Raw genomic sequence first — 25,249 nt, 5'->3', positions numbered from 1 at the left:
GCTACACCCTAATATTTGTGACTTTGCGAACTAGTAGGATCGTAACTCCAATACCAATGACGAACACAACGCCTAGAATCATGCCTACCGGAGTGAACAACGGATCTAAAAAACCGTCCACAATCGAATTCATCATCAGAATAAGGAAAATGGGGATGACTGGCAAAATGTAAGCGACATACCGCTGTTCAGCGGTCATCGTGCGAATCTCCTGCCGCAAAATTTTGCGTTCTTCCAGCGTCGTGCTCATATCAGACAGAATGGAATACAGATTGCCACCCGCCCGTTTCTGTACAAGCAACATCGCAACAAAGAGCTTGTATTCACGGCTAGGCAATCGCTTTTCCATATTTCGCAATGCCCGTTCAAAATCGATACCAAGCGACATTTCTGAGACAATCCGCTGAAATTCGGAACGTGCTGGCTCGGCAATCTCCTGAGCGACCATTCCCATTCCTTGTGCCAGCGTCATACCGGAGCGAGTCGTATTTGCCAGAATACGGCAAACTTCTGGCAGCTGCTCATTCATACGCTCTTGCTGCTTACCTTGGCGAAGCAAAAAGAACACATATTGAGCAGCCGCTACCAACACAACCGCCAGTACAACGTTAAGCGGAAAAGTCATGCTGAAAAAGTTGCTGAAGACGAATACAGCTGCCATCGTACCAACAATCAGAATGGCCAGAAACTCTGACGGATTGAGCGGCACATTCGCTCGTACTAGTCGGAGACGAACCGGCTCTGCATATTGGCTTCGGTCAAATCGATCACCCATTACCATAATGAAGCTACGACGCTTTTCCGTTTTTTGATAACGAGTTTCCATCTGCCGCTTCCAGGTGCGTTTATCGGCACGGTAACTAAGATAGTAGTAAATGCTAAAAATACATAGCAGTACTGCTGCCATAAATAACAACGTCTCGATCATACGCCAGCCTCCTTTGGCTCGCCTTCTGGAACAAACATCGTATGATCCAGATCAATACCATACGTTTGCAATCGTTCCAGACAACGCGGGATGACACCCGTAGCTGTATAGTATCCGTGAACGTTTCCATTTATCAGCCCGGTACGTCGGAAAGTGAAGATTTCTTGCAATTTAAAATTCCCATCATAATCGTTAATGACTTCTGCAATAGAAACGATCTTCCGTGTTCCATCCGTCAAGCGAAGCGATTGTACGATAAAATCAAGCGCTCCCACGATTGAATCACGTATAACCGCGCTGGGTAGATCCAATCCAGCCATAATGACCATCGATTCTACCCGCCGTAACGCATCTGCTGGTGAATTGGCATGCACCGTAGTCAGCGAGCCTTCATGACCCGTATTCATCGCTTGCAGCATATCGAATGCCTCCGAACCCCTTACCTCTCCAACGATAATGCGATCCGGTCGCATACGAAGTGCATTTTTGACCAGCTGGCGGATCGGAATTTCACCAGTTCCTTCCACATTGGCAGGGCGGGCTTCCATACCGACCACATTCGGGCGATCAATACGTAATTCTGCTGAATCCTCAATCGTCACGACACGCTCATGATGTGGAATCCGGGCAGCCAGCACATTTAGCAACGTTGTTTTTCCGCTGCCAGTACCGCCAGAAATTAGCATATTAAATTTGGCTTCTACCAGTGCATTCATAAATGCTGCCATTGGCTCATTCATCGTTTGAAAATGGAGTAGATCTTCTGTCTGAAACGGCTCCTTACGAAACTTTCGAATAGATACAAGCGTGCCATTTAGACTGATAGGCGGAATAACTGCATTCACGCGGCTCCCATCCGGCAAACGTGCATCGACCATTGGTGAACTCTCATCCACTCGACGACCAATCGGGGCAACGATTCGGTCCACAATATGACGGATATGAGCTTCATCTCGGAAAACAATCGGAGTGAGTTCCAATCGACCTAGCCGCTCTACATACACTTCTCGTGGACCATTGATCAGAATCTCGGTTACGTTCTCATCATGGATTAGCGGCTCCATCGGTCCATAGCCAACGGACTCGTCCAGAATACGAGTTAATATAAATTCTTTGTCTTGACGGGATACAATAACTTTCTCCTCTGCCATGAACTGATTAATAATTACTTCGATATGCATTCTCATCTCACCCTGTGACAAATTAGTGAGCATATCCAGATTGGCATCCTTCAACAGTCGAGATTTATAATGTTCTACCAGTTCATCGATATACGACGTGTTCGCTATACTACGTTGAACAGTGTAGGATGCACTGCTCGCTGTAGGTGCAGCGAGCTTTTCTTTACCAAACAACGGCATGTGGCTTCCTCCTCACGGAATATCAGGTGATCAAACCATCCACCCATTTCTTGATATCTTTCGAAAATTGAGGCAGTTTCTTCTCATTTGCCGCTTTGCGTAACAGTTCTCCTCTGTTCAATGCAGATTGTACTCCTCTATCATCCATTCGAAGCCTAGCTTCTACCGGATAACTAATAAACTCTTGCATATCTTTGGGTTGAAGTTCATTTTGTTTGCCTGTTTTGTTATAGATGATTTTGAGACGGTCTGCCATATTCATACCGAGTGTAAAAAACAAACTTTCTGCTTTTTTGAAGGTGCGAATTGCTGGTGTATCAGGTGTCAAAATGTAAAATACACTATCAGCTTCTTCCATAGCAGTATACGTAAGTTCGTTCATCTCTACTGGCAGATCTATAATGACAAAATCAAAGTTGCGACGGCAAGTACGAATTAACGTTGATACAAAGTCCGCGTTTAACGATTCAGCAGCTTCTCCATCTGACGGACTTAGTAAAATGTCTAGCTGCGATAAAGGTTCGCGTTCGACTACATTTAATACATGATTACCATTCAATTCATTAATAACCGGTCGCAAATCTGCTAGCGAACGTCCTGATTCGATATTCAGTACCGTTTCGATACCTCCATATTGAAGATTGAGATCGATCAATAAAATTTGGGCAGTCGATTCTAGCTTGAGCGTATGAGCAAAATTGGCGGCAATCAAGGTTTTGCCTGACCCACCTTTTGCGCTATAAAACGCCATCACCTGACCTCGACCTTTTTTGAATGTTTGCGTGTTGTGATGCTCTTGTTCATTCTTCTTCAGTTCGTTTAGTTGATTGAGTAATGCAGGTACTCGACTTTGTAGCAGTGTCAATTCCGATGGAATGACGAAAAAGTCAGTCGCACCTGCTCGGATACAATCACGAAACAAGTCAAAGTCTGGCGCTCTAGCAATCAATACAATTCGTGCAAGTGGCTGCAGGGTCGTCATATGCTGAATACTATCCACAACCGTACCTGGCTTCGGATCAGTAATCAGTACAATATCTGGGGAAATACGATCAAATTCTTTGAACACATCATCCGGCTTAATCTGATGTACCGTCGTATCGGAGAGCAGCGGATGCAATTGAGCGATCAAAGCGGCATCTTCGCTAATAATCATAGATTTTAGTTTCATAATCATGATGGATCACTCTCCTTTGGAGACTGTTTTGCATCGGAGACTGCGGGTTGTTTTGTATTGGTTGCCTTATCAGAAGCTTTATTGCTTGCCTTCTGCTCTGCTGCGTTCGCATTGTCTTTACTACTTTGAACAGCTGTGTCCTGTTCGGTACCCACATTTGCTTTCAGTACGCGAATGGAATCGGCATAATTTTGCACATGAATCAGTGAAGGTGCATTTCCCTGTGATACTTCCAAGCCAACACCGACCAATTTGCCTTCGGTTTGCATAACCGCCGATACGAGAACATCTTTCATAAATACTTTGGTAACGGGCTTGCCGTTCTCCTGTTGCGATACTACAAGGTCGACACGATCCAATGCACTCAAATCTTGATCAAACCTCACCCGTTCACCGCTGTAAAGTGCAACGAGACGATTTTCTGGGTTTTGTACATTCGATACCGGTTTGAGCAAATTTTTGGTAAGTAGATCACCAGATGACAAAGGAACAGCAAACACTTTATTTTTCAGTGATGACAAATCCGTGATATGAGAAGGAGTCACAAATTTATTCGGTAGTTCCATCTTTTTGAGATATTCTTCTTTAATAGGAGTACGTGATGGAATATCTTCTGCCGCCACATAAACGGTCGTGGTGCCTCCCAATTGTTCATTGAGATTCTGTACCTGTCGGAAAAACAGAAATCCGGCAATACAGGCAAAGATAAATGCAATACTAATAAATATGGTGGCTTTGCGCTTCGACTCAAGCATATTCGCTTCTTCCCCTTTATGTTAACTTGATTGTGATTCTTACGATGAAGGTAAGATAAAGGATGGAACGTATACATATTGCAACTACCCGGCAAAACTTAATATGTAGCTATTGTTCTAAATAAAATACGCGTACTAAGAATAAGGTGATTAGAATTAGTTTAATAAAAAGTGGGAATAAGCTGCGATGATTGGCATTTTGTCCGGGATACTGGCGATCAGGTATTCATCCTGCATCGTTATCATATAAGGCTGCAATATACATTCCATGCTGCAAGTTGCTTACTTCTGTATTGTTATTGAATGTGTATCTTGTTGAAGCATCTTCCACATTTAACCAAAATAATTAATTATTTAAAAGTAAGGTAACAAAAAACCGCTTCAATGTCATCTTTTTGCGACAATTTCGTAATAAAGTCCCCGTTTTCGCTAAAATTCTACAACATTTCAGGGGCTTTTCTCTTAAACCCTACCCATAACCTTTCACCTGATAATCGACATTTCACCTATTTCGATCATCCTAGTTGGCAACCAAAAAAACCGGGAACCTTATATATGTAAGGCAATGAACTTTATAATTTATGTTTCTTAAAAATTATATAATAAATATTAAGTATCAAAATTACATTTTTATTGTATCTTCATGTTTGAACAAGTTTTATTTTTGTTTAATACATGGTAATTATCCATTTTCTTCAATTTATCTAAACTCTTTTTTTTTCTGTATTCCGAACTTAATATCAATTACTCTGTTGCTGAAATATAATCGAAATTCATTTTCTTTTGGATAAAATTCATGTATGTAGTGTATTTTATCTTCTACTGTTCTCCTCTTTGCTGAATATTGCCGAAATTAAACTTTCACTTACACTTATAGGTGAACAAACTGCTATTAGATGTCGCTATTTGTCGTAAAAAAACTGCATATTACAGAGTGATATGTTCAGTTTTCTCCTGTCTTATCTACTTATGCTCTATTCCATTCCTTCCAAAATCAACTCACTTCCCTTTACTAGCAAGGATTTATCTGCCTTTGTCCCTTATGCACAGAGGTCAAATCAAGGCATCTTTCAATTGATGTCAGCTTACATAAGGCTTAAAATTTGAAGTACCGGAACTAGTTCTAATTTCTCAGCACTATTTTCATGATATCGTTTACAATCGGATTTTGGGGAGAGGAGGTTTGTCATTTTGGAGAAGCTGACCGCCAGGCTGACGATGATGCTTCAGTTTCTGACCGGGGCACATGGCGACTATATTACGATTCGCGATCTATCGGATCATCTGGACGTCAGTGAGAAAACGGTCAAACGTGAGCTGCCTGCCGCCGAAGAATGGCTGCGCCAGCATCACCTGAAGCTCATTCGCAAGCCCGGAACCGGTCTGGCTCTGGAAGGCAGTGCATCTGCTCTGGATGCCGCTCGTCAAGAACTCGACGAACAGAACCTTCGCAAAGATTACACGCGTGAGGAACGGCATTACTTCATTATTAGCGAACTTCTTCTCTCCAAGGAACCGATTAAACTTTACGCATTTGCCTCTCAATTCAAAGTTACAGAAGGCACACTCAGCAACGACCTGGATCGGATCGCCCAATGGCTCTCCTCCTTCGATATTGCGCTTGTCCGAAAGCCCGGGCTAGGCGTATATGTAGAAGGCTCAGAGAGCAGCATCCGCTCCGCGCTCGTTCATCTGCTCTACGAAAGTGTGGACGAATACCAGTTGACCCATCTGGTGCGGGATCAGCTCTCGCCCGATGAGGAAACAGGTCGCGTGCAATTCCATATTCGTAATCGACTGCTCAATCTAGTCGACGACGGCATGATGGATCAGCTGCAAACGTACTTGAGCGATCTGGAACGCGAGATGCATATGAAATTAACCGATAGCGCCTATATCGGGCTGACGGTGCATCTGGCACTCGCGATTGAGCGCATTCGGCGCGGACAACGCATTACGATTGCGTCCCACATTCTGGATGAGCTGAAGCAATTGCGCGAATTCCGCATCGCTCGCACGCTGGCAGAACGGTTGGAGCAGTCCTTCGACATTACGGTGCCTGAGGATGAAATGGGATATATCACCATGCATCTCAAAGGTGCCGAAACTCGGCTCAGCGTCGAATCCGATCCGTATTACGAGCATGTCAGCTTTGAACTGGTCAAGCTGGCACGCGATATCCTCAAGATGGCGGAAATGCAAACCGGATTCGAGCTGAAAGGCAACAGCCGCTTGTTCGCGGGATTCATCAACCATCTCGGTCCGGCGATTGAGCGGCTGCGGCTGGGACTGGATATCCGTAACCCGCTGCTAGCGCAGATCAAGGAGCAATATGGACCTACCTTTGAGATCGCTCGTAAATGCTCCCGATTACTGGCGGAGTTCACACAGCGCGACGTGCCAGAAGCGGAGATTGGATATCTGGCGATGCATATTGGCGCTATGTCCGAATACGCCGCAGCCCAGCGCAAACCGCTGAAAGCAATTATCGCCTGTGCAAGCGGGATGGGCACATCCAGCCTGCTCTCCATTCGGGTGAAGCGTGAATTTCCATCGCTGCAAATTATCGATGTCGTTTCTTCTTCGGAAGCAGCGAGTATGGAAACGCGTGCGGATGTGATTATCTCTACTGTCGAAGTAGACAGCAGCATCCCGACGATTCGGGTATCGCCGCTACTTTCGCCAGAGGATATCAATGACATTCGTAAACTGCTATCCCGTTTGGAAATCACAGCAGAACCACGGCACAACGAAATGGTAAGACCGACCGATCCAGCAGAGCGATTAACCGACACGCTGAGCATTCATAAGGAAACGCTAACCGGCATTCTCGATCTCACCGCCGGGCTTGTCATCCGTGACCAGTTTCACGCTGGATCGGTACCCGATCTGATTCACCAGATCGCTGGCATGTTCACCGCTTCGGCGGAACGTGCCAATACGCTGGAGCAAGAGTTGCATGAACGAGAACGCATGGGCGAGACCGTACTGTCGCAAGACGGATTGATCCTGCTACACTGTCGTTCCAGCGTCGTGAACAAGTTATTTCTCGGCATTATCCGGTTCTCCGAACCGATTCAGGCGGCGACCCAAGATGTTGACCTATACGCTTCCATTGTACTACTCGCTCCGAAGGACAGCAGCAAGTCGTATCTGGAAGCGGTCAACGAAGTCAGCAAATCGCTGATCGACCGCCCCGGCTTTGTCACAAGGCTCGTCTCCGACCGGTCCTCCGGTTTGAAGTCGGAAATATCCGGCATGATGCGCGATTTATATACCCGCAAAATTGAACAATATATGATGGAGGTTGAACAAATATGAGCACAGTAAACACGCCTGCTCCAGCCAAACGCAGCGCTAGAGACCGCGTACAATCTTTCGGACGCTTCCTCAGCTCCATGGTTATGCCGAATATCGGCGCATTTATTGCATGGGGTCTGCTGACTGCCCTGTTTATCCCAACAGGCTGGATTCCTAACGCTACACTAGCAACAATGGTCGATCCAATGATCAAATATTTGCTGCCACTGTTGATCGCCTATACTGGCGGTAAAGTCGTTCATGATCATCGTGGTGGTGTACTCGGTGCGATCGCCGCAATGGGCGTAATCGTCGGCGCGGACATTCCAATGTTCATCGGTGCGATGATTATGGGTCCACTCGGCGGCTGGGTAATCAAACAATTTGACAGAGCAATCGAAGGCAAAATCAAAGCCGGTTTCGAAATGCTCGTCAACAACTTCTCTGCCGGTATTATCGGTATGATTCTGGCGATCCTCGGTTATGTAGGGATCGGTCCACTCGTACAAGGATTCACTCATCTGATTGAAGCAGGTGTTAACTTCCTGGTTGCACATGAGTTGCTGCCACTCGTATCTCTGTTTGTAGAGCCGGGTAAAATCCTGTTCCTAAACAACGCGATCAACCACGGTATCTTCACACCACTGGGTGCACAGCAATCACTGGAAACGGGTAAATCAATCTTCTACCTGCTGGAAGCCAATCCTGGTCCAGGTCTGGGCGTACTTGTTGCTTACTGGATCTTCGGCAAAGGCAGCATCAAAGCTTCCGCACCGGGCGCAATCGTTATCCAATTCCTGGGCGGTATTCACGAAATCTACTTCCCTTATGTACTGATGAAACCAATCCTGTTCGTATCTGTTATTTTGGGCGGTATGGCTGGTGTATTCACCAACGTTCTGCTGCATAGCGGTCTGACCAGTGCGGCTTCACCAGGTAGTATCATCGCTATTCTGGCACTCGCTCCAAAAGGTGGCGCATTGCCTGTTATCGCTGGTGTTGCTGCCGCTGCAATCGTATCGTTTGTATTCTCTGCGATCTTCCTGCGCACATCTCCTGTAGGCGAAGGCGATCTGGAAAAAGCACAAGCCGCTTCGAAAAGCATGAAGTCTAGTGGTGGTGCAGCAGCTCCAGCACTGACTACAGCAGCAGATCTGCAATCCGGCAACGTTCGCAAAATCGTATTTGCTTGTGATGCAGGTATGGGTTCCAGCGCAATGGGCGCATCATCGTTCCGTAAAAAAGTACAGCAAGCCGGTCTGCCGATTCAAGTAACCAACTCGGCGGTCGATGCAATCCCAGGCGATGCTGACATCGTCGTTACACAGCAAAACCTGACTAGCCGTGCACGCGGCAAAGCGCCAAATGCACAGCACGTATCGATCGACAACTTTATCAATAACCCGATCTATGATGACATGATCGGCAAATTGAAAGACGCCACTTCCGGCAATGCATCCTCCTCGATTCCGAAAGAAGCTGCCGGTGTACGCGAAGAAGTTAGCGAAGTTCTGAGTCACAATGCACCGCATGTGGTAGAAGATACGAAGGAAGGCGTCCCTGCTCCTGTTGGCGGTTCCGGTGTACTTCGCAAAGAAAACATCGTACTCGGTCTGTCCAGCGAGCCAAAAGAAGACGCAATCCGCAGAGCAGGTGAGTTGCTGGCAGGCGCCGGTTATGTCAAACCGGATTATGTAGCTGCCATGCAAGAGCGCGAGAAAGTAGCCACTACTTACATCGGTAACGGCGTAGCGATTCCACACGGTGTCGGAGAAGCGAAAAAACAAATCCAAACATCTGGTATCGTCGTTCTGCAATATCCAAATGGTGTTGATTTTGAAGGTGGCAAAGCGTATCTCGTAATCGGTATCGCTGGCGCTGGCGGAGAACATCTGCAAATCCTGACCAAAATCGCTGAAACGATCGAAGACGAATCGGTTGTCCACCATCTGGCAAAAGTAACCGATTCGGACGAAATCTATCGCACATTCTCGATCTAATCTGTAGTATCGCAACAATCGATCCATGATAAGGATTCTATCTTAAACAAGCTTTCAAGGTTCAATCAGCAGCGCATCCGCCTGCTGATTGAACCTGTTTATCCATACTTGGTCTGAACACAGACGCATATGAACGGCACTTGCCGTTTTTTGCGGTTCATTTATGAAAACGAGATTATCGTTATCTGAATATTACTGCAAACGGCAATTGCTCTATACTTATCGGAGGTGCAAGTGATGAAAAAAGCTATTCAGTTTGGTGCAGGTAATATTGGACGCGGATTTATCGGGGCATTGCTCTCCAATGCCGGTTATCATGTCGTATTTGCTGATGTGAACGAGAAGATGATCGACGCCCTGAATGAGCAGAAGAGCTACCAGATTCATATCCTCGATCTGGAAAAAAGCGTTGAAACGATTACCAACGTGTCCGGTTGTCTGTCCAACGGTCCAGATATCGTCAACGAGATCGCTTCCGCTGAAATCGTAACAACCGCTGTTGGTCCCAACGTATTGAAGTTTATCGCTCCAACAATCGCTCAAGGGATCGAAGCCCGCCGCGAAGCTGGTGCAGGTCCACTGAACGTCATCGCCTGTGAGAATATGGTCGGTGCGACCAGCCATCTGCAAGAGCAGGTAGAAAGCCATCTGTCCGAAGAAGGTAAAGCATACGCTCGCGAGCATGTTGGCTTTGCCAACTGTTCCGTTGACCGCATCGTTCCGCCATTCCAAGGTGACAATCTGTTGGATGTAGGCGTAGAAGCGTTCCACGAATGGATCGTCGAAGAACCGAAGCTCAAAGGCGGCACACCACAAATCGACGGCATGAAACTGACCGACAATCTGGTCGCCTACGTACAGCGCAAGCTGTTCACGCTGAATACAGGTCACGCGATCACTGCTTACCTCGGCTTCTTGAAAGGGATCGAGACGATCGACCAGAGCATTCAGGATGAATCGGTACGTGCCATCGTACGTCCGGCAATGGAAGAAAGCGGCGCAGCACTGGTGAAAAAGCATGGCTTTGACGCTGCTGAGCACGCCAAATATATCGACAAAATCGAAACCCGTTTCAAAAATCCATACATTCGCGACGAAGTCATCCGTGTCGGACGGGAACCGTTACGCAAACTCGGTCCTGCTGATCGTCTGATCGGACCAGCGAATATGGCTTCCGAACTGGGGTTGGCACACGACCATCTGCTGCAAGGTGCAGCTGCCGCTTTCCACTATGACAACGCCAATGACCCACAATCCGCTGAACTGCAAGGACGCATTCAAGCCGAAGGACTTGGTCCGGTCGTTAGCGATGTAACTGGCTTTGCCAAAGACAGCGACGATTATAACCAGATCATGGCAGCCTACGACGAACTGGCTGCTCTGAAAAAATAATAAGCTAATACGAGAAAGAACCTGCACCGGGCATACCGCGGCAGGTTCTTTTTATGATACGAACAAAAAACGTCCTTTCGTTGAAAGGGCGTTTTTCTTCGGTTATATAATATTCCTTTACAGCTGCAAGCCCGGCTGCTCCGCTGGTTTGCCAAACAGATACCCCTGAGCCAGATCGATACCGATGCTGCTGCAAAAATCGAACTCCTCGCGACGCTCAATGCCTTCAGCCAGTACCTGACTGCCTGCCTCACGCGAGCGCTCCATAATCTGCAAAATCGCTTGCTGCTTCTCTGTACTTTGATCACAGCCATCGATCAATCCACGATCAATTTTGACGAAATCCGGTTTGAGACGGTTAATCAGTTCCGGACGAGCATACCCCGAACCTACATCATCCAATGCCACATAGATACCGTTGCTACGATACACTTCAAAAATCTCCTGAAGCTTGGGCATATGCAAAATATTTTCCGTTTCCACTACTTCAAATACAAAATCTTTCGGGTCCAGACTTAATCGTTCAATCGCTGCAAATGTATGACTCAAGCAATATTGCGGATTGTAGATCGAAGACGGCAGGAAGTTAATAAACCGCTTGATTCCTTTGGGCAAATGAAGCGCGCTAGTCTCAATCGCCGAGATACGCGCAGCACGATCCAAAAAGGAATGTAGCCCTGTCCGATGCGCAACTTCAAACAAGCGATATGGCTGAAATGACGGTCCATTCGGTGTTGGACGCAGTAGAAATTCGTAGGCAATAATCTGTTCATTACGATCAACAATAGGCTGCATATGACTAGTAAATTTACGCTGGCGGATAATATCGACAATATCGTAATTTTGCAGGCGGGAAATCATCACCGCTACTGGAAGCCAGTCTGGCTCCCCTTGATTCCTGTTCTTTCCCCCAATACCCACCTGCAATTCGCTCCCTTCCACATTGGGAAGATGAAAAATCCACTGCAAAATGTCCAGCATCTGCTCTCTTGAATCGTACTCAATCGAACAAGCGTTATGCACGATGGAACGACATTCAAAAGACTGTTGCTGAACCGACTGCTCCAGTTCCTGAGTCAGCGGTCGCAGAGAAATCACTCCCTGGTCTTCAATTGGTTGAATATAGCTGCATCCGCTACAATTCATGGTGATCCCCCCGGGTAGAAATATAGTAAAGGATACAATATCGATCCGTATCATGGTCTTAGATAAAGGACAGCTAGATAGCAAGCAAATAACAGATAGACAAAGGTATTAGACTATCTCGCTATGCAAACAGATAAATGAGCATACCACTCCATAGCTCTCTTATCATATATATCGACACATATCGACGATACAGATAGAAACATGATCTTTCTATTTATTTCATTCGTTAAATTAGTTATTTAGTCCTTTATAATGATCATTTAGACCTATAAATAATTGTATTTACCCGAATTGTCGTTGATTCAAACATCTTTTTCAAATTTTTCTTTTTTAATAATAAATCATCCTGCTGTATAAATATTCATTCAATCGTTATAAAAAGCTGTGGTGCATAGTATACACCACAGCTCTGATGTTCATGGAAGACGTTATTGTGGAAACACTCAGTCTGCCGGAATCTGGATCACATCGCCAACTTGCAGTGCAGTTGGGTCTGTAATTTTGTTGTATTTGGCAAGTTCTTGCCATGTTACACCGTATTTCAAACCGATACGGTACAGGTTATCACCGCGTTTGATCGTATACGATTGTTCGCCTTTTGCAGGAGCTACTGGTGTAGCCGGTTTCGCCGGTGTTGTTGCCGGAGTCGATGGCTTCGCCGGTGTCGCAGGCGTGGACGGTTTGGCAGGTGTTGTTGGTTTCGTACCTGTACCACCTGTTGTCGGCGTTGCTGCTGCACTCGACAGATCGATTTTGTATTTGGCAAATCCGTCTGCTGCATCACCTTCGTAAGTGATAGCTTCACCCGCACCGGCTACTGCCGATTTGGTAGACGTCAGCGCGCTTTGCGCATTCGGAGATGTATTGAACGTTACATCTGCATTGCCTTTGATTGGTGCAAACGACCAGTTGTTGTCGGCGGTCGGATTGATTGTTTTATTTTCACGGATATAGTCGATGATCACTTGACGGTTCTCATCCGGAGCAGCCAGAACGATACGTTTGCCATCCGGATTCGCCAGCTTGGACGAGGATGCACGATAGTTGTTGGTTGCTACGACGAATTCTTGTTTTGGATCGATCGGCTTGCCGTTGTATTGCAGATTGACGATCCGGTTAGCGGATTCATTCACAACTGTGCCTTTGCCGTCATACTTGGCAGGCTGGGTTACGTCGATCTGATACGTTACACCGTCGATTACATCAAAGTTGTACGTTGGGAAATCCATATTGATCAGCGCTTGTTCGCCGGATTTGGATGGATCGATCTGGTTGAACTGTCCTGCGGACCATTCCAGCCAGTTTTTCACTTCTTCCCCGTTCACTTTTACCGCATAGACCGTGTTTGGATACACATACAGGTCAGATACGTTTTTGATTGCAATCGTACCAGCAGGAATATCGGTATAATAAGCTGCACCAGAACGTCCGCCTGCTTTGAATGGTGCACCTGCGGACAGGATTGGCAGACCTTCATAATCAGTTCCCTGTAACTTCTGCTCTAGGTACCATTTCTGTGCATTGGTTACGATCTGGATCGACGGATCGTCCTTCACCAGTGCAAAATAGCTGGTAATACGGGACGTTGTGGTTCCAACCGGACCACGGATATAATCCAGTGTTTCTTCATGCTCAGTGTACACAGCATCGACTACACTTTGGTCTGCTTGTACAAGCGCTGTTTTGGTCGCTTTGTCGTAGATTGGGCGTGCTTCTACTTTGGAGCTGGTTACATCCCAATCGTCGCCGTTTTGTGTCAGTTCCAGATCGATGATACCGAGATGATCCCCCCAGAAGCCCGGCTCGACGGATGGAACACCGTTGATCGTGCCTTTTTCGAGATCGACGCCTGTTTTACCAGCGAAGTCGCTGCTTGGGAATACTTTGTGTGCATGACCAAACATGATCGCGTCGATGTCAGGTACTTTGCTCAGGTACAATACCGAGTTTTCCATCAGCTCGGTTTGTGGAATATCTTCAAAGCCGGAGTGAGGGACCGCGATAATGATGTCCGCGCCTTCTGCTTTCATTTGCGGGATAAATTTGTTGGCGGTTTCTACGATATCCTTCACGACTACTTTGCCGTTCAGGTTCGCACTGTCCCACTGCATGATTTGCGGTGGCACGAAGCCGATCACGCCTACTTTCAGATCATGGGTAGCACCGCTCTCGTCGGTTACTTTTTTGTCGAGAATCAGGTATGGGGTAAAGTAGTTTTTCTCGCCTTTGCCTGTGCCGTCATCAACGTAGATGTTGGCGTTCACGTAAGGGAAATTAGCGCCCTTAACCGCTTTTGCCAGGAAATCGAGACCGTAGTTGAACTCATGGTTACCGTAATTGCCGGCATCATAGCCGAACTGGTTCATCGCTTTGTAAACTGGATGCACTTCACCGTCTTTGAGCGGGTTGATCTTTGCCATATAATCACCCAGCGGTGTGCCTTGCAGCAGATCACCGTTGTCGATCAGAACGCTGTTCTTCGCTTCATCGCGAGCAGCTTTGATCAGTGTACCTGTTTTGGCGTAACCGTACTCATCCGTCGGTTTATCGGAATAATAGTCATAGTTGACCACGTTCGTGTGAATGTCCGTCGTTTCCATCAGTCGAATCTTGACTACCGCGTTGCCTGTTGCGTCCGCTGCGAATACCGGAATTGCCGTAACAGCAAACAGCTGTAGTGCTACAAATGCGCTAACCGCATTGCGAATCGTCTTTTTCCCCAGTTTCAAAATACAAAACCCCTCCCACATAAATTGAGCACGGGTATCAGCTTGATGTATCGCTTTCAATAACGGTCGGTAACGCGCGGTTCAGCCGGAGCCGAGTTATGTATGAACCAGAATAGATAGGAAGTCTCTTCCCGTTAAGTATTGACCGATGGTAAAATGAAAGTCGACGCAAGACCGTATACCCTGTTACATGATAGAATTGTATACTATTGGCTGATATATTTGAAGTATAATTTAAGGTTTTTTTAATGTTTTTGTGAAAAATAACCTTGAAACGTTGTTAATGTATCATTCTTTGTTATAAAACCTGCTATATAACTCTGTTTTTTATCCAAATCATTCAGTAAAAGATACTTGTATGCCCTGCTCCATGATTGCGATGTTCAGTATAAATCCCCTGTGATGACAGAATATTCCTGCCTTATATGCGTCTCCTTTCCTATGATCAGCGAAAGGAGACGTTTTATTTTACAGAAAATACAAGCGAAAATGCATCTGATTCCAGATTCTGTCACGATGCTCCACTGCATATACGATCTCTGCCCGACCACCTTGCTGTATGACCTGCGGCTGTGGAGCCTGCGCGTCCACCTGAACAGTCAACCCCGGCAACTGCCAGCGATCAGCGGTAATCTGAATCTCATGCAGAGCAGCCCCTTCTAGCTCGAAGACCAGCTCAATCGGTACAGCAGCCTCCAAATGAGCAGTAATATCCAGACGGCTTACCTCCGTCTCTACGTTAAATGTCATGCCGCGCAGATGGGTATTCCAGCTCTGCCCGACCTCCCGCCGTACCATACGCATAGAATATCGCCGTCCCTGCTCATCCAGCCAGTGAGCGGTAGCATGATGCATCTGCCCATTTGTATTATGACTCCCTGTTAGACCGCCGATCATCAACTGCGGTGATAGCCAGGCTGTGGCGGTACACACATGCCGATTATGCCCTGGCAGATCACGTTCGCACAACTCCTTGAACTGACGAACCGCAAACCGCTCGCCTTGCTGCTCTCTGAGCTGCTGTAACGCTGCTTCTGGTACATCTACACCAAATAGCGCAATAAGCAGATCATGGCTTGTTTCGCAGTTTATGCTTGTGAGATGGCGCTTTGATTCGCCCAGCGCCAGATAGAGCAGCACACCGATCGAACTGTGACTAGTGATCTCATTCTCGTAGCTACGTGCAAACGGTCCGCATATATTTTCCATAGCAGGGCTGTAAAATGCAGCGATATCTTCCCATAATCCGTGTTCCAGCTGTAACCCAATATTGCGAAACGATACCGAACGTCCATACACTCGCCACATGCCTAGCACCGTCAGATCGACCCCATAATACGTACTGGAATTGAATTCGGCAAAGGAATGCAGCTCCCTATAATCGTCCAGCAGCGCCATCGCTCCACGCTCTGCATGCTGAATCCAGTCTATCTGTTCATACCGATGCCCATAATAATGCGCGATAAACAGATGCATCAATTCAATATTCGTATTCGTCGGAATCGATTGCGATACATACCGCTCTAGTGATGTGGATACCGCACGCTGCATCGCCTTATCCATTCGTGCCACTTGTTTGATCGACAATCGATCTTCAAAATTCTCCAGAATCACCGCAAACGTACAGGCAATAAACTCGCGCCAATTCGGATCAAAGCTCTCCCATACCCGTGGAAATACTTCATCCGCCGCTCGCCCAAACTGCTCCTTATATTGCGTCTGCTCCTCCAGCTGTGCATACTGCGCAAACCGGCGATACACTTCTGTCAGTGCGTCCTGCTGCGCATATCCATATCCCGGCGAAAAGGTTCCCCAAGCTGTATACCCGGATGGTGGAGCTTGCTGCTCTGGCGATGCACGGAATGTTCCTTCATAGATCTCGCCCTGCTGCGTCAGTTGCATCTCCAGCACACGATCAATGATGCCGCTCGCCATCTGTACATCTTCCAGACTACCACGTAGCAGCAATCCAAGCGCATAATGAGCGCTTTCCCGCGTATCATGCTGCCCCTCTTCGCCCCATACCATGCTCTCCTGCTCGTCGTATCGTGTATCCAGCTGTTCCATTGCTTGCTTCATCAAAAACATCTTGTCCGGCGATAAGGAACTCGCAATAGTGCTCCACTTTGTCATAGTAAGGATCATCCTTTCGCAATGTATAGCATATAACAGCTTCTGCTTACAGATTTGGCGATGCCGTTATGTATTCCAAAGTATGGTGCTGTCTCTGCCATCCGGCAATAAACTTGTTTTCGTCCATAAACCGAATGTCCTATCGCGGACTGTCGCATCGTCTGCAATCCTCATCGTTGTAAGCCTTTGATCAACTCGCTGCACTTCAACACAAAAAACGCCGCATCGGCAGATTACCTACCAATCGGCGTTTTGTTACACTGTCCCGCTATCGGGAATCCCGATAACAAGATCAGCAATTTTCATTCCATTTATGAGCTGGCTCCCGGCGTTTGCGATGTTTGTACTGCAAATACGAATCCAGAATGCGATCCAGCTGCTCTGACTGATCGATCACCCGATGATCCCGAATGCCGTGCTCGGCTGCCATCTGATTCAGAATGCGGCGCTCCTGCTCGATTTGCTGTTCAATCTTTTCCAGGTCCAAGGAAAACACCTCCCGTAAAATACCCCTTCCAACGTGCATGCTCTGTCTGATTACGGGCATATTTTCCATCACCATATCCCGCGATTGTATGGTTTGATCTGCGAAAGAATGCTGCTTCATCTATATGTCTTAGTTGTTTACATTAAATTGTTGGTATTATATTGGTTATACCTTACTTTCATGTGACGTTTCAAGTTCCTACAGTACCTATTTTATCCTTATTTTGGAAACAAAAAATGACAAAAAATCCGGTTTGGAATTTTGTATTTCGGGATAGAAATTTACAAAATTCGTCACCGGATTTTACGAATGCCTACTATGACAAGGATTTACCTGTGTAACAAAATACGACAGCAAGGCTGATCGTATCTCTCAGGTGCAACCGCAACCGGCAGGATTAGCCCTGCCAGGTTTGCTTATTGCCGTCCTGATCGGTATATTCGATTGTTTGCGGCTTGATATCCAGTACGACATAATCGGGATCATCCGGTCCAGAGAACCATTGCTTGAAATCGTCTTTCCAGACGCGCTGCTTCAGCTCGGCATCATCAGACACCGTTGCCGTTGCCTGTACTTCGACCACTTCGTTATTGCCGCCTTTTTCGTAACCTAGCAGCAGATAGCAGTTCGGGTTTTGTTCCAATTCTTCAACTTTATGCGTCTTGCGATCCGTTGCCAGATGGATATTCAATCCTTCATTGTAGAGCGCCATATAACGCACTTTTGGCTTGTTATCCTCTACTGTACCAAATGCACAAAATGGATTGTCGGACAGGGCTTTGACGATTGCTTGTTCTTCGATGGATGTACTCATGATCAAGCTCCTTTCGCAATAGGAAGATATAGTATTGGGTGTTCCAGATCCTGCTTCTATCATAGACATGTATCCTGATCGCTCAGGTGTATTCGTCCTATGACAACGGATATACATACGTATGCTCCGTTAATGGTATAAAAAATACTTCATTGCATACATACCCGATGCGGCTGGCAGTGAACCTGTTACAGCCTGTTTCCAGACTGTTTGGTGTGAATGTTACGGTCTGCTTGGTGTTGTGTCAGCGTCTACTTGTTATAACTATCCACTTTATGATTCGAACGGTTCATCCAGCGGTTATGCCGTATATTCTGGCGATGCGCTCGCCGCTGACCTGCTGGACAGTTATGCCCTGCTCGTCTATAATTACAGCTAGAAAAAGCGCATATCTGTCTAGGGGAGCTGGGAAGCCGGCTGAGAGTGTATTCCAACAATACTGACCCTTATACCTGATCTGGATAATGCCAGCGTAGGAAGTGAAGCATGCCATGTATGTCTACTCATATATGCACCTATGTCGTCCCAGTCCGGGGCGCTTTTTTTATATACCAAGCACGATATTCAGAGGGGAGTCTTACCGAAACATGAATACATTACGCAACAAAGCAGGTCTGCTGATTCTGCTGTCTGTGGTATTGCTAATGACTGCCTGCGGACAACGCAGTAGTGATAGTCAGAACAGCACTGGCAGCACCGACAACGGAACTGCATTACAAGATGTGCAGGTCGTGCTGGATTGGACGCCGAACACGAATCATACCGGTCTGTATGTAGCTCAAGAGATGGGATATTATAAGGAAGCTGGTCTGAATGTGAAGATCATTCAGCCCGGTCAAGGCGGCGCAGATACAATGGTCGCTTCCGGTCAGGTGCCGTTTGGCATTAGCTATCAGGAGAGCGTGACGCAGGCGCGTGTACAGGATGTGCCGCTCGTCTCACTGGCAGCAGTCATTCAGCATAATACGTCCGGCTTTGCCGCTCCGGTAGATCGTGGCATCAAGTCTCCCAAAGATATGGAAGGCAAATCATACGGCGCATGGGGTTCACCTGTCGAAGAAGCCGTCATGAAGTCGATCATGGATACGGACGGCGGTGATGTTAGCAAGGTGAAGAGTGTTAATATCGGCGATGCGGACTATTTTACAGCTGTCAAAAAAGGAATTGATTTCGCGTGGATTTTCTACGGCTGGACGGGAATCGAAGCCGAGCTGCGCGGCGAACCGCTCGATATGCTGTACGTCAAAGACTACTCGCCAAATCTCGACTATTACACACCGGTTATCGTAACGAACGAGAATGAGATCAAAAACGATCCCAAACTGGTGAAGGCATTCATGTCCGCCACAGCCAAAGGCTATGCATACGCCATCGCCAATCCCGACAAAGCTGCTGATATTCTGGTCAAAGCCGTTCCCGATCTTGATCCCGAACTGGTCAAAGCAAGCCAGAAATGGTTGTCGCCGCGCTATCAGGATGACGCTGCTCAGTGGGGTCTGCAAAAAGAATCGGTCTGGGCAGGTTACGCCGACTGGATGTACAAGCAGAAACTATTGGAGCAGCCGCTAGATGCAAGCAAGGCGTTTACTAACGACTTCTTACCGTCCGCTTCGGCAACGACCCAAGACACTACGACCACAACAGATACTACAGCAAAATAAATCATCATTTCCGTATACAAGCATCATTGGCGTATACAGGTATTGTAAGTTTGCCATACCTTATCGTCGTATAACAGGTTTCATCATCTCTCATCTTTGCATTCAAGGAGGCAGATTCCATGTCCAAGACACTACTCAGCATTCAGGTCATTCCCAAAACACAGCCCGGCGAGGATTCTTACGATTACGTGGATGCCGCGATTGAAGTCATTCAGTCCTCCGGCGTTCCCTACGAAGTACATCCGCTCGAAACGACGATAGAAGGCGAATTGGAGGAGCTGTTGGATATCGTGCGCCGTATGCACGAAGCACTAGTCGCCAAAGGAAGTCCCAGCATCATTTCCCAGATCAAAATCGCCCATAATCCCACCGGCATCAGCATGAACGGTCTGACGGAGAAATACCGCGCATGACGGTACGTGAATGGTGGAAAGGCATATGGCCGCCCTTAGGGGCGGTCGTTTTGTTACTGTTGCTCTGGCAGGCGGCGACGTCGCTGTTCGGAATTGAGGATTGGATTCTACCCGCTCCGCTGCAAATTGCGCATGAAGCGTCCAGCAGCTATGAACGGCTGCTTGGGCATACGTGGGCGACGCTCAAGCTGACACTGTCCGGCTTTGCCATCGGTACAGCAACCGGGCTGATCGTGGCAGGTGTGCTGCACTATGTTCCCTTTCTACGGCGTGCCCTATATCCGCTGCTCATTCTCAGTCAAAATATTCCGATTATTGCGCTCGGGCCGCTACTCATTATCTGGTTTGGCTTTGGCATATTATCCAAGCTGATCGTCATCGTGCTGGTCTGCTTTTTCCCGATTACAGTTGCCGCGCTCGGTGGATTAGCCGGTACGGATCGCACCATGCTAAACTATATGCAAATGATCGGTGCTTCTCGCAGTCAGATCTTCTGGAAGCTGGAATTGCCGTACAGTTTGCCTGCCGTCTTTTCTGGATTGCGCATCGCCGCGACGTATAGCATTATGGGTGCCATTATCGCGGAATGGATTAGCAGTGATCAAGGGCTGGGCTATTATATGCTGCTGCAAAAGTCCGCCTTCCGTACGGATCGGATGTTTGTAGCGATCATGATTGTGGTGCTGCTCAGTCTGCTCATGTTCTCCATCATTGTATGGCTGGAGAGATGGTGCATTCGCTGGCAATCATCACAGCAACAAGGGAGGGACAAAGCTTGAATCGTGACAATACACACCATAATGGCAAACTCCATGTTACCGGTCTGAATGCTGACAATGGATCGGCAGCTACAGGCAGACTCACTACAACAACGGATGTGGACTCATTCGGAGTCCAGATGAACGGTCAATCTACAGCCAATCCTGCTTTTCTGGAGCTTCAATGGATTAGCAAGTCGTTCGGCAAAGGTGCAAGTCGCTTGCATGTACTGGACAATATCTCCATATCCGTACAGCAAGGCGAATTTGTTTCCATTATCGGTCCGTCCGGTTCTGGCAAAAGTACCTTGCTGCAAATGATCGGCGGCGTGATGCTACCGGACAGCGGCGACATTGTGCTAGATGGGCAATCCATCACCGGACAGCGTGGCAAGGCAGGCTATATGCCACAGCAACCTGCCTTGCTCCCATGGCGGAATATCGAGGACAACGTTGTGATGGCACGCGAGATTGCCGGGATGCCGCGCCGTGAATCGCTGGAGCAGGCACGCCGCTGGCTGGAGCGCGCTGGACTAGGTGAGTTCCGTACTGCCTATCCGCATACGCTGTCTGGCGGTATGCAGCAGCGTGCTGCCTTTGTCCGTGCTCTGCTTGGTCCGCAGTCGCTACTTTGTCTGGATGAGCCATTTAGTGCGCTGGATGCCTTTACACGCAGCGAGATGCAGTCATGGCTACTGAGCATCTGGGAAGAGACGCGGCGGTCGGTCGTATTCATTACGCATCATATTGAAGAGGCATTACTGCTATCCGATACGATCTACGTGCTGTCCGCGAGACCAGCGCATGTATTGGAAAAGGTCAGTATTCCGTTTGCCCGCCCGCGGCGTGAAGAACTGGTGGACACACCGGAGTTTGTGGCATTGCGACGCAGGTTGACCAATCTGCTGCGCGCGGAGGTGAGTACGATATGAAGTTGATCGATACGCATATTCATCTGGATCAATATAGCGATACACATATTCGCACGATCATTCGGCAGCTGCCGCTTGCTGGGGTAGAGCACTTGATCGCTGTGTCCATGAACCGAGAATCCTGTCTGCGCACCGAAAAGCTGGCACGGCAGTATCCCGGTATTGTCAAACCAGCTTATGGCTATCATCCAGAACAGCCGCTACCTCAGCAGTATCAGACCAAGTTATTGCTGGAATGGATGGAGGCGCGGATCGACGAGACGATAGCGATTGGTGAAATCGGGCTACCGTATTACCGACGTCAGGAAATGGCTGCCACGGGTTCAGCACTAGATGAGCAAGGTTATATTGATTTGCTGGATCAGTATTTGCAACTTGGGCGGCTGCATGACAAGCCGGTCATCCTGCATGCCGTATACGAAGATGCCGATACCGTCTGCGACCTGCTGCAAGCGCATGGGATCGAGCGTGCACATTTTCACTGGTTCAAAGGTTCGGCGCAGAGTATTCAGCGAATGGCGGAACGTGGGTATTTTATTTCGTTTACACCGGATATACTCTATGAATCGGAAATTCGCGAGCTGGCGGCAATCTATCCACGCGAATTGGTGATGACGGAAACGGATGGCCCATGGCCGTTCGAACATCAATTTGCTGGTCAACCGACGGTTCCGAGTATGGTGGTAGATGTGTGCCGCGCATGGGCGGACATTCAAGGGTTGGATGTTGGCGATGCGGCGGAGCTGCTGTACAACAACGCGCGGCGATTTTACAGATTGTAGTTGGCAATGAAGTCAACTATATCTATACCAAAAAGCCTGATCGGAGCCACCCTACAAATACGTAGAGCGAGTAACCGATCAGGCTTTTTGTCATTCATTCCGTTATGATGGGCTGTCTAACTTACCTATTCTCTTCTTGCCAGACAGGAATTTTATTGTCATCCTGTACACGCGTTAACCATACTTGCATAGCCGATAGTAACTGTGTCATATTGATGGGCTTGCTTAGATAGTCAGAAGCTCCTGCTTGCAAGCAACGCTCACGATCATCTTTCATTGCCTTAGCAGTCAAGGCAATAATCGGGAGTTGCTGCCATTCAGGATTTAGGCGGATGCGTCGTAAGGCTTCATAGCCATCCATAACAGGCATCATCATATCCATTACTATAAGATCAGGTTCTATCTGCTCTATCATATGCAGCGCACGATTGCCATCTGGAGCACTGAATACCTGTAATCCTTTCACTTTCAAGGCACTTTCCAAAGCGGTAATATTACGTGGGTCATCATCAACCAGCAGCACTTTTCTACCTTGTAAAATCTGCATATCTGCGGTGATATCAATCGGTCCAGAATCATAGTGACTAACTAACGCGGTATTTTCTTCGCTTTGACCTGCTGGTAAATACAGAGTAAATGTACTTCCTTTCCCCTGCTCACTCTCTACTGTTACAAAACCGCCCAGTAAACGGGAAAATTCTCGACAAATGGACAATCCTAAGCCCGTACCTCCATAATTACGTTCGGTGACCGATCCTCGCTCCTGTTGAAATGCCTCAAAAATAGGTTGTTGTCGATCGCGCGCAATTCCCACTCCCGTATCGATCACCGATATAGCGATCATATCCTCAATCTGATCTGGGATGCTGTATCCATATGCTGGGATCACATTCGAGGCAGGCTCAACTTTTAATGTAATCGAGCCACTCGGTGTGAACTTGAAGGCATTAGACAGCAAATTTTTCAAAATCTGCTGTACTCGCTTACCGTCCGTGTAGATCGTATGCGGAACCTCAGGATTGATCATATAGTTAAATTGAATACCGCGTTGCTCCGCTAACTTGCCAAAACTATAATTCAACAACTCTGGAATCTCCTGCACAGATACCAGTTCATGATGAACGTCGACCATACCAGCTTCTACTTTGGACAGATCCAGAATATCGTCAATCAACGCCAGCAAATCTTCACCAGAGCGATGGATGATGCCTCCATACTTTGGAATCTCATCATCTTCATTCACCGGTTCATGCTCTGCAATCAATTGCGACAGAATCAAAATGCTATTGATTGGTGTACGCAGCTCATGCGACATATTCGCAAGAAACTGACTTTTGTAACCAGAGCTTTGCTCCAAACGCTTGGCATATTCTTGCAGTTCCTGCTGGGTAGTTTCCAATTCATGCGTTTTGGATTCCGCGAACTGATTACGTTCGCGCAGTTGTTCATTCGTAGCTTGCAGTTCCTCCTGCTGAACTTGCAATTCTTCCTGTTGAACTTGTAACTCTTCTTGCTGCGCCTGTAGCTCCATATTGAGTTGCTGCGAATTTTGTAGCAGTTGATTTACTTGCATGCGATTCTCGATATTGTCGATTACAACACCAAGGTTAACACACACCAGATCCATCAATTTCAATTGGCGCTGGGAAAAGGTTGTCAGTGAGCCAAGCTCTAATACCGCAACAATAGCATTTTCAAATACAATCGGAATCACTACAATCTGCCGTGGCGTCAATGCAACCTGCCCCGTTTGAATGCGAATCGGATGCTCAGCGTTATCATTGAGTATAATGGTCTGCTGAGTGCTGGCAACACGACCAATGATGCCTTCACCTGATGCAAATACAGAGATGGCATCCGGCATATCCGTATATGCGGAATAAGCACAATCCAGTTTGAAATACTCTCCTTGTTCGTTTGCCTCTTTGTAATACAGGAGTCCGTATGCTGCTTCCAACAATGGAACAAGCCGCGCCATCATCTTCTCAGCCAATTCAGATTTATTGTTAATTCCTTGATAGATATTACCAGTCAATGCAAACTGTGTTTGTACCCAATTATTGTCTTCCAAATGCTCCGAAGCTTCGCGTACTTTGCGATTATGAAGTTCCAAAGCAAGTGACATGCGATTATATGCCTCGGCAATATTGGCAATTTCATCGCCACCGTCTACTTCCAGACGCGGCAAACGTTCCGCCTGATTAAAGTCAGTATTGTTGATAACATCGGTGGCTAACTGCAAGCGACTCGTAGTGCGCCGAATCGTCCAACCTGCAATAAAAGTTCCGCTGGCAATCAACAGCAGCATCAGTATTCCTGTAACCCCCCATATACCCGATATGGAAGTGTATTGAAAAATCAGTCCTTCAATGACCAGTAAGGAAATAGAAAGAAACAAAAGAAAACCAAAGCCGAAAATCTGCTGTTTTTTGTAGTTCATGAACGTTGCATTCTTCCTCTCTAATGAGAAACTGATTT

19 protein-coding genes and 1 riboswitch are annotated in these 25,249 nt (G+C 47.2%); of the genes, 9 read left to right on the top strand and 10 right to left on the bottom strand.

Annotated features, from left to right (window positions below; genetic code table 11):
- Position 1: 1 nt before the first annotated feature.
- Genes ACE3MZ_RS01820 through ACE3MZ_RS01805 form a run of 4 tightly spaced genes read right to left on the bottom strand, consistent with a single transcriptional unit; the run spans position 2 to position 4,221 of the window.
- Positions 2-928: a type II secretion system F family protein gene (locus ACE3MZ_RS01820; RefSeq protein ID WP_411344855.1), complete on the bottom strand. Its 927-nt coding sequence runs from the start codon at positions 926-928 to the stop codon at positions 2-4.
- Complete coding sequence (locus ACE3MZ_RS01815; protein WP_411344854.1) at positions 925-2,289, bottom strand: CpaF family protein; 1,365 nt, start codon at positions 2,287-2,289, stop codon at positions 925-927. Before ACE3MZ_RS01815 ends, ACE3MZ_RS01820 begins: the two co-directional genes overlap by 4 nt.
- 22 nt (positions 2,290-2,311) lie before the next feature.
- The gene (locus ACE3MZ_RS01810) at positions 2,312-3,466 is read right to left on the bottom strand and encodes a CpaE family protein (protein WP_411344853.1); all 1,155 of its coding nucleotides are present in this window, start codon (positions 3,464-3,466) and stop codon (positions 2,312-2,314) included.
- Positions 3,463-4,221, bottom strand: a complete 759-nt coding sequence (locus ACE3MZ_RS01805) for a flp pilus assembly protein CpaB (protein WP_411344852.1) — start codon at positions 4,219-4,221, stop codon at positions 3,463-3,465. The genes ACE3MZ_RS01810 and ACE3MZ_RS01805 overlap by 4 nt, the downstream gene beginning before the upstream one ends.
- A gap of 1,191 nt (positions 4,222-5,412) precedes the next feature.
- Here ACE3MZ_RS01805 and ACE3MZ_RS01800 point away from each other — a divergent pair.
- From ACE3MZ_RS01800 to ACE3MZ_RS01790, 3 genes are all read left to right on the top strand, one after another.
- Positions 5,413-7,542 (top strand): PRD domain-containing protein, encoded by a 2,130-nt coding sequence (locus tag ACE3MZ_RS01800; protein WP_411344851.1) that lies wholly within the window; start codon positions 5,413-5,415, stop codon positions 7,540-7,542.
- On the top strand, positions 7,539-9,521 hold the full coding sequence (locus ACE3MZ_RS01795; protein ID WP_411344850.1) for a PTS mannitol transporter subunit IICBA: 1,983 nt from the start codon (positions 7,539-7,541) through the stop codon (positions 9,519-9,521). The genes ACE3MZ_RS01800 and ACE3MZ_RS01795 overlap by 4 nt, the downstream gene beginning before the upstream one ends.
- A gap of 237 nt (positions 9,522-9,758) precedes the next feature.
- The gene (locus ACE3MZ_RS01790; RefSeq protein WP_411344849.1) at positions 9,759-10,913 is read left to right on the top strand and encodes a mannitol-1-phosphate 5-dehydrogenase; all 1,155 of its coding nucleotides are present in this window, start codon (positions 9,759-9,761) and stop codon (positions 10,911-10,913) included.
- Positions 10,914-11,030: 117 nt separating this feature from the next.
- On the opposite strand, the gene ACE3MZ_RS01785 is transcribed toward ACE3MZ_RS01790, so the two are convergent.
- The 5 genes from ACE3MZ_RS01785 to ACE3MZ_RS01765 form a co-directional block, all read right to left on the bottom strand.
- Positions 11,031-12,059, bottom strand: coding sequence for an EAL domain-containing protein (locus tag ACE3MZ_RS01785; RefSeq protein ID WP_411344848.1), 1,029 nt, complete (start codon positions 12,057-12,059; stop codon positions 11,031-11,033).
- A gap of 446 nt (positions 12,060-12,505) precedes the next feature.
- Entirely contained in the window at positions 12,506-14,791 is a 2,286-nt protein-coding gene (locus ACE3MZ_RS01780) for a bifunctional 2',3'-cyclic-nucleotide 2'-phosphodiesterase/3'-nucleotidase (RefSeq protein WP_411344847.1), read from the bottom strand.
- 468 nt (positions 14,792-15,259) lie between these two features.
- Positions 15,260-16,924: a hypothetical protein gene (locus ACE3MZ_RS01775; protein WP_411344846.1), complete on the bottom strand. Its 1,665-nt coding sequence runs from the start codon at positions 16,922-16,924 to the stop codon at positions 15,260-15,262.
- Between the two features lie 292 nt (positions 16,925-17,216).
- Complete coding sequence (locus tag ACE3MZ_RS01770; protein ID WP_411344845.1) at positions 17,217-17,411, bottom strand: Spo0E family sporulation regulatory protein-aspartic acid phosphatase; 195 nt, start codon at positions 17,409-17,411, stop codon at positions 17,217-17,219.
- Positions 17,412-17,808: 397 nt separating this feature from the next.
- A complete protein-coding gene (locus ACE3MZ_RS01765; protein ID WP_411344844.1) occupies positions 17,809-18,225 on the bottom strand; it encodes a pyridoxamine 5'-phosphate oxidase family protein in 417 nt (138 codons plus the stop codon).
- 241 nt (positions 18,226-18,466) lie between these two features.
- Between ACE3MZ_RS01765 and ACE3MZ_RS01760 the strand changes: the two genes are divergently transcribed.
- The 6 genes from ACE3MZ_RS01760 to ACE3MZ_RS01735 all read left to right on the top strand — a co-directional run bounded on the left by ACE3MZ_RS01760 (position 18,467) and on the right by ACE3MZ_RS01735 (position 22,771).
- A complete protein-coding gene (locus ACE3MZ_RS01760; RefSeq protein ID WP_411344843.1) occupies positions 18,467-18,604 on the top strand; it encodes a hypothetical protein in 138 nt (45 codons plus the stop codon).
- 9 nt (positions 18,605-18,613) lie between these two features.
- Positions 18,614-18,722, top strand: a riboswitch (TPP riboswitch).
- Between the two features lie 90 nt (positions 18,723-18,812).
- Positions 18,813-19,886 (top strand): ABC transporter substrate-binding protein, encoded by a 1,074-nt coding sequence (locus ACE3MZ_RS01755; RefSeq protein WP_411344842.1) that lies wholly within the window; start codon positions 18,813-18,815, stop codon positions 19,884-19,886.
- Positions 19,887-20,005: 119 nt separating this feature from the next.
- A complete protein-coding gene (locus tag ACE3MZ_RS01750; protein WP_411344841.1) occupies positions 20,006-20,299 on the top strand; it encodes an MTH1187 family thiamine-binding protein in 294 nt (97 codons plus the stop codon).
- Positions 20,296-21,078 (top strand): ABC transporter permease, encoded by a 783-nt coding sequence (locus tag ACE3MZ_RS01745; RefSeq protein ID WP_411344840.1) that lies wholly within the window; start codon positions 20,296-20,298, stop codon positions 21,076-21,078. Before ACE3MZ_RS01750 ends, ACE3MZ_RS01745 begins: the two co-directional genes overlap by 4 nt.
- 119 nt (positions 21,079-21,197) lie before the next feature.
- On the top strand, positions 21,198-21,989 hold the full coding sequence (locus tag ACE3MZ_RS01740; RefSeq protein ID WP_411346666.1) for an ABC transporter ATP-binding protein: 792 nt from the start codon (positions 21,198-21,200) through the stop codon (positions 21,987-21,989).
- Positions 21,986-22,771, top strand: a complete 786-nt coding sequence (locus ACE3MZ_RS01735; protein WP_411344839.1) for a TatD family hydrolase — start codon at positions 21,986-21,988, stop codon at positions 22,769-22,771. The genes ACE3MZ_RS01740 and ACE3MZ_RS01735 overlap by 4 nt, the downstream gene beginning before the upstream one ends.
- 121 nt (positions 22,772-22,892) lie before the next feature.
- On the opposite strand, the gene ACE3MZ_RS01730 is transcribed toward ACE3MZ_RS01735, so the two are convergent.
- Positions 22,893-25,211 (bottom strand): response regulator, encoded by a 2,319-nt coding sequence (locus tag ACE3MZ_RS01730; RefSeq protein WP_411344838.1) that lies wholly within the window; start codon positions 25,209-25,211, stop codon positions 22,893-22,895.
- Positions 25,212-25,249: the final 38 nt, after the last annotated feature.

The sequence above is a fragment of the Paenibacillus sp. WLX1005 genome, assembly GCF_046603685.1.
In the GTDB taxonomy this organism is placed as follows: Bacteria; Bacillota; Bacilli; order Paenibacillales; family Paenibacillaceae; genus Saccharibacillus.
The sequence above is the reverse complement of the archived record's forward strand: the minus strand, read 5'-3'. Positions and strand labels throughout refer to the sequence as shown.

Coding starts and splice junctions, on each gene's coding strand:
- ACE3MZ_RS01820 (WP_411344855.1), bottom strand. CDS start 928: ATGATCGAGACGTTGTTATTTATGGCAGCAGTACTGCTATGTATTTTT.
- ACE3MZ_RS01730 (WP_411344838.1), bottom strand. CDS start 25,211: ATGAACTACAAAAAACAGCAGATTTTCGGCTTTGGTTTTCTTTTGTTT.
- ACE3MZ_RS01775 (WP_411344846.1), bottom strand. CDS start 16,924: ATGACAAAGTGGAGCACTATTGCGAGTTCCTTATCGCCGGACAAGATG.
- ACE3MZ_RS01745 (WP_411344840.1), top strand. CDS start 20,296: ATGACGGTACGTGAATGGTGGAAAGGCATATGGCCGCCCTTAGGGGCG.
- ACE3MZ_RS01735 (WP_411344839.1), top strand. CDS start 21,986: ATGAAGTTGATCGATACGCATATTCATCTGGATCAATATAGCGATACA.
- ACE3MZ_RS01765 (WP_411344844.1), bottom strand. CDS start 18,225: ATGAGTACATCCATCGAAGAACAAGCAATCGTCAAAGCCCTGTCCGAC.
- ACE3MZ_RS01785 (WP_411344848.1), bottom strand. CDS start 12,059: ATGAATTGTAGCGGATGCAGCTATATTCAACCAATTGAAGACCAGGGA.
- ACE3MZ_RS01755 (WP_411344842.1), top strand. CDS start 18,813: ATGAATACATTACGCAACAAAGCAGGTCTGCTGATTCTGCTGTCTGTG.
- ACE3MZ_RS01740 (WP_411346666.1), top strand. CDS start 21,198: ATGAACGGTCAATCTACAGCCAATCCTGCTTTTCTGGAGCTTCAATGG.
- ACE3MZ_RS01790 (WP_411344849.1), top strand. CDS start 9,759: ATGAAAAAAGCTATTCAGTTTGGTGCAGGTAATATTGGACGCGGATTT.
- ACE3MZ_RS01805 (WP_411344852.1), bottom strand. CDS start 4,221: ATGCTTGAGTCGAAGCGCAAAGCCACCATATTTATTAGTATTGCATTT.
- ACE3MZ_RS01795 (WP_411344850.1), top strand. CDS start 7,539: ATGAGCACAGTAAACACGCCTGCTCCAGCCAAACGCAGCGCTAGAGAC.
- ACE3MZ_RS01750 (WP_411344841.1), top strand. CDS start 20,006: ATGTCCAAGACACTACTCAGCATTCAGGTCATTCCCAAAACACAGCCC.
- ACE3MZ_RS01815 (WP_411344854.1), bottom strand. CDS start 2,289: ATGCCGTTGTTTGGTAAAGAAAAGCTCGCTGCACCTACAGCGAGCAGT.
- ACE3MZ_RS01810 (WP_411344853.1), bottom strand. CDS start 3,466: ATGATTATGAAACTAAAATCTATGATTATTAGCGAAGATGCCGCTTTG.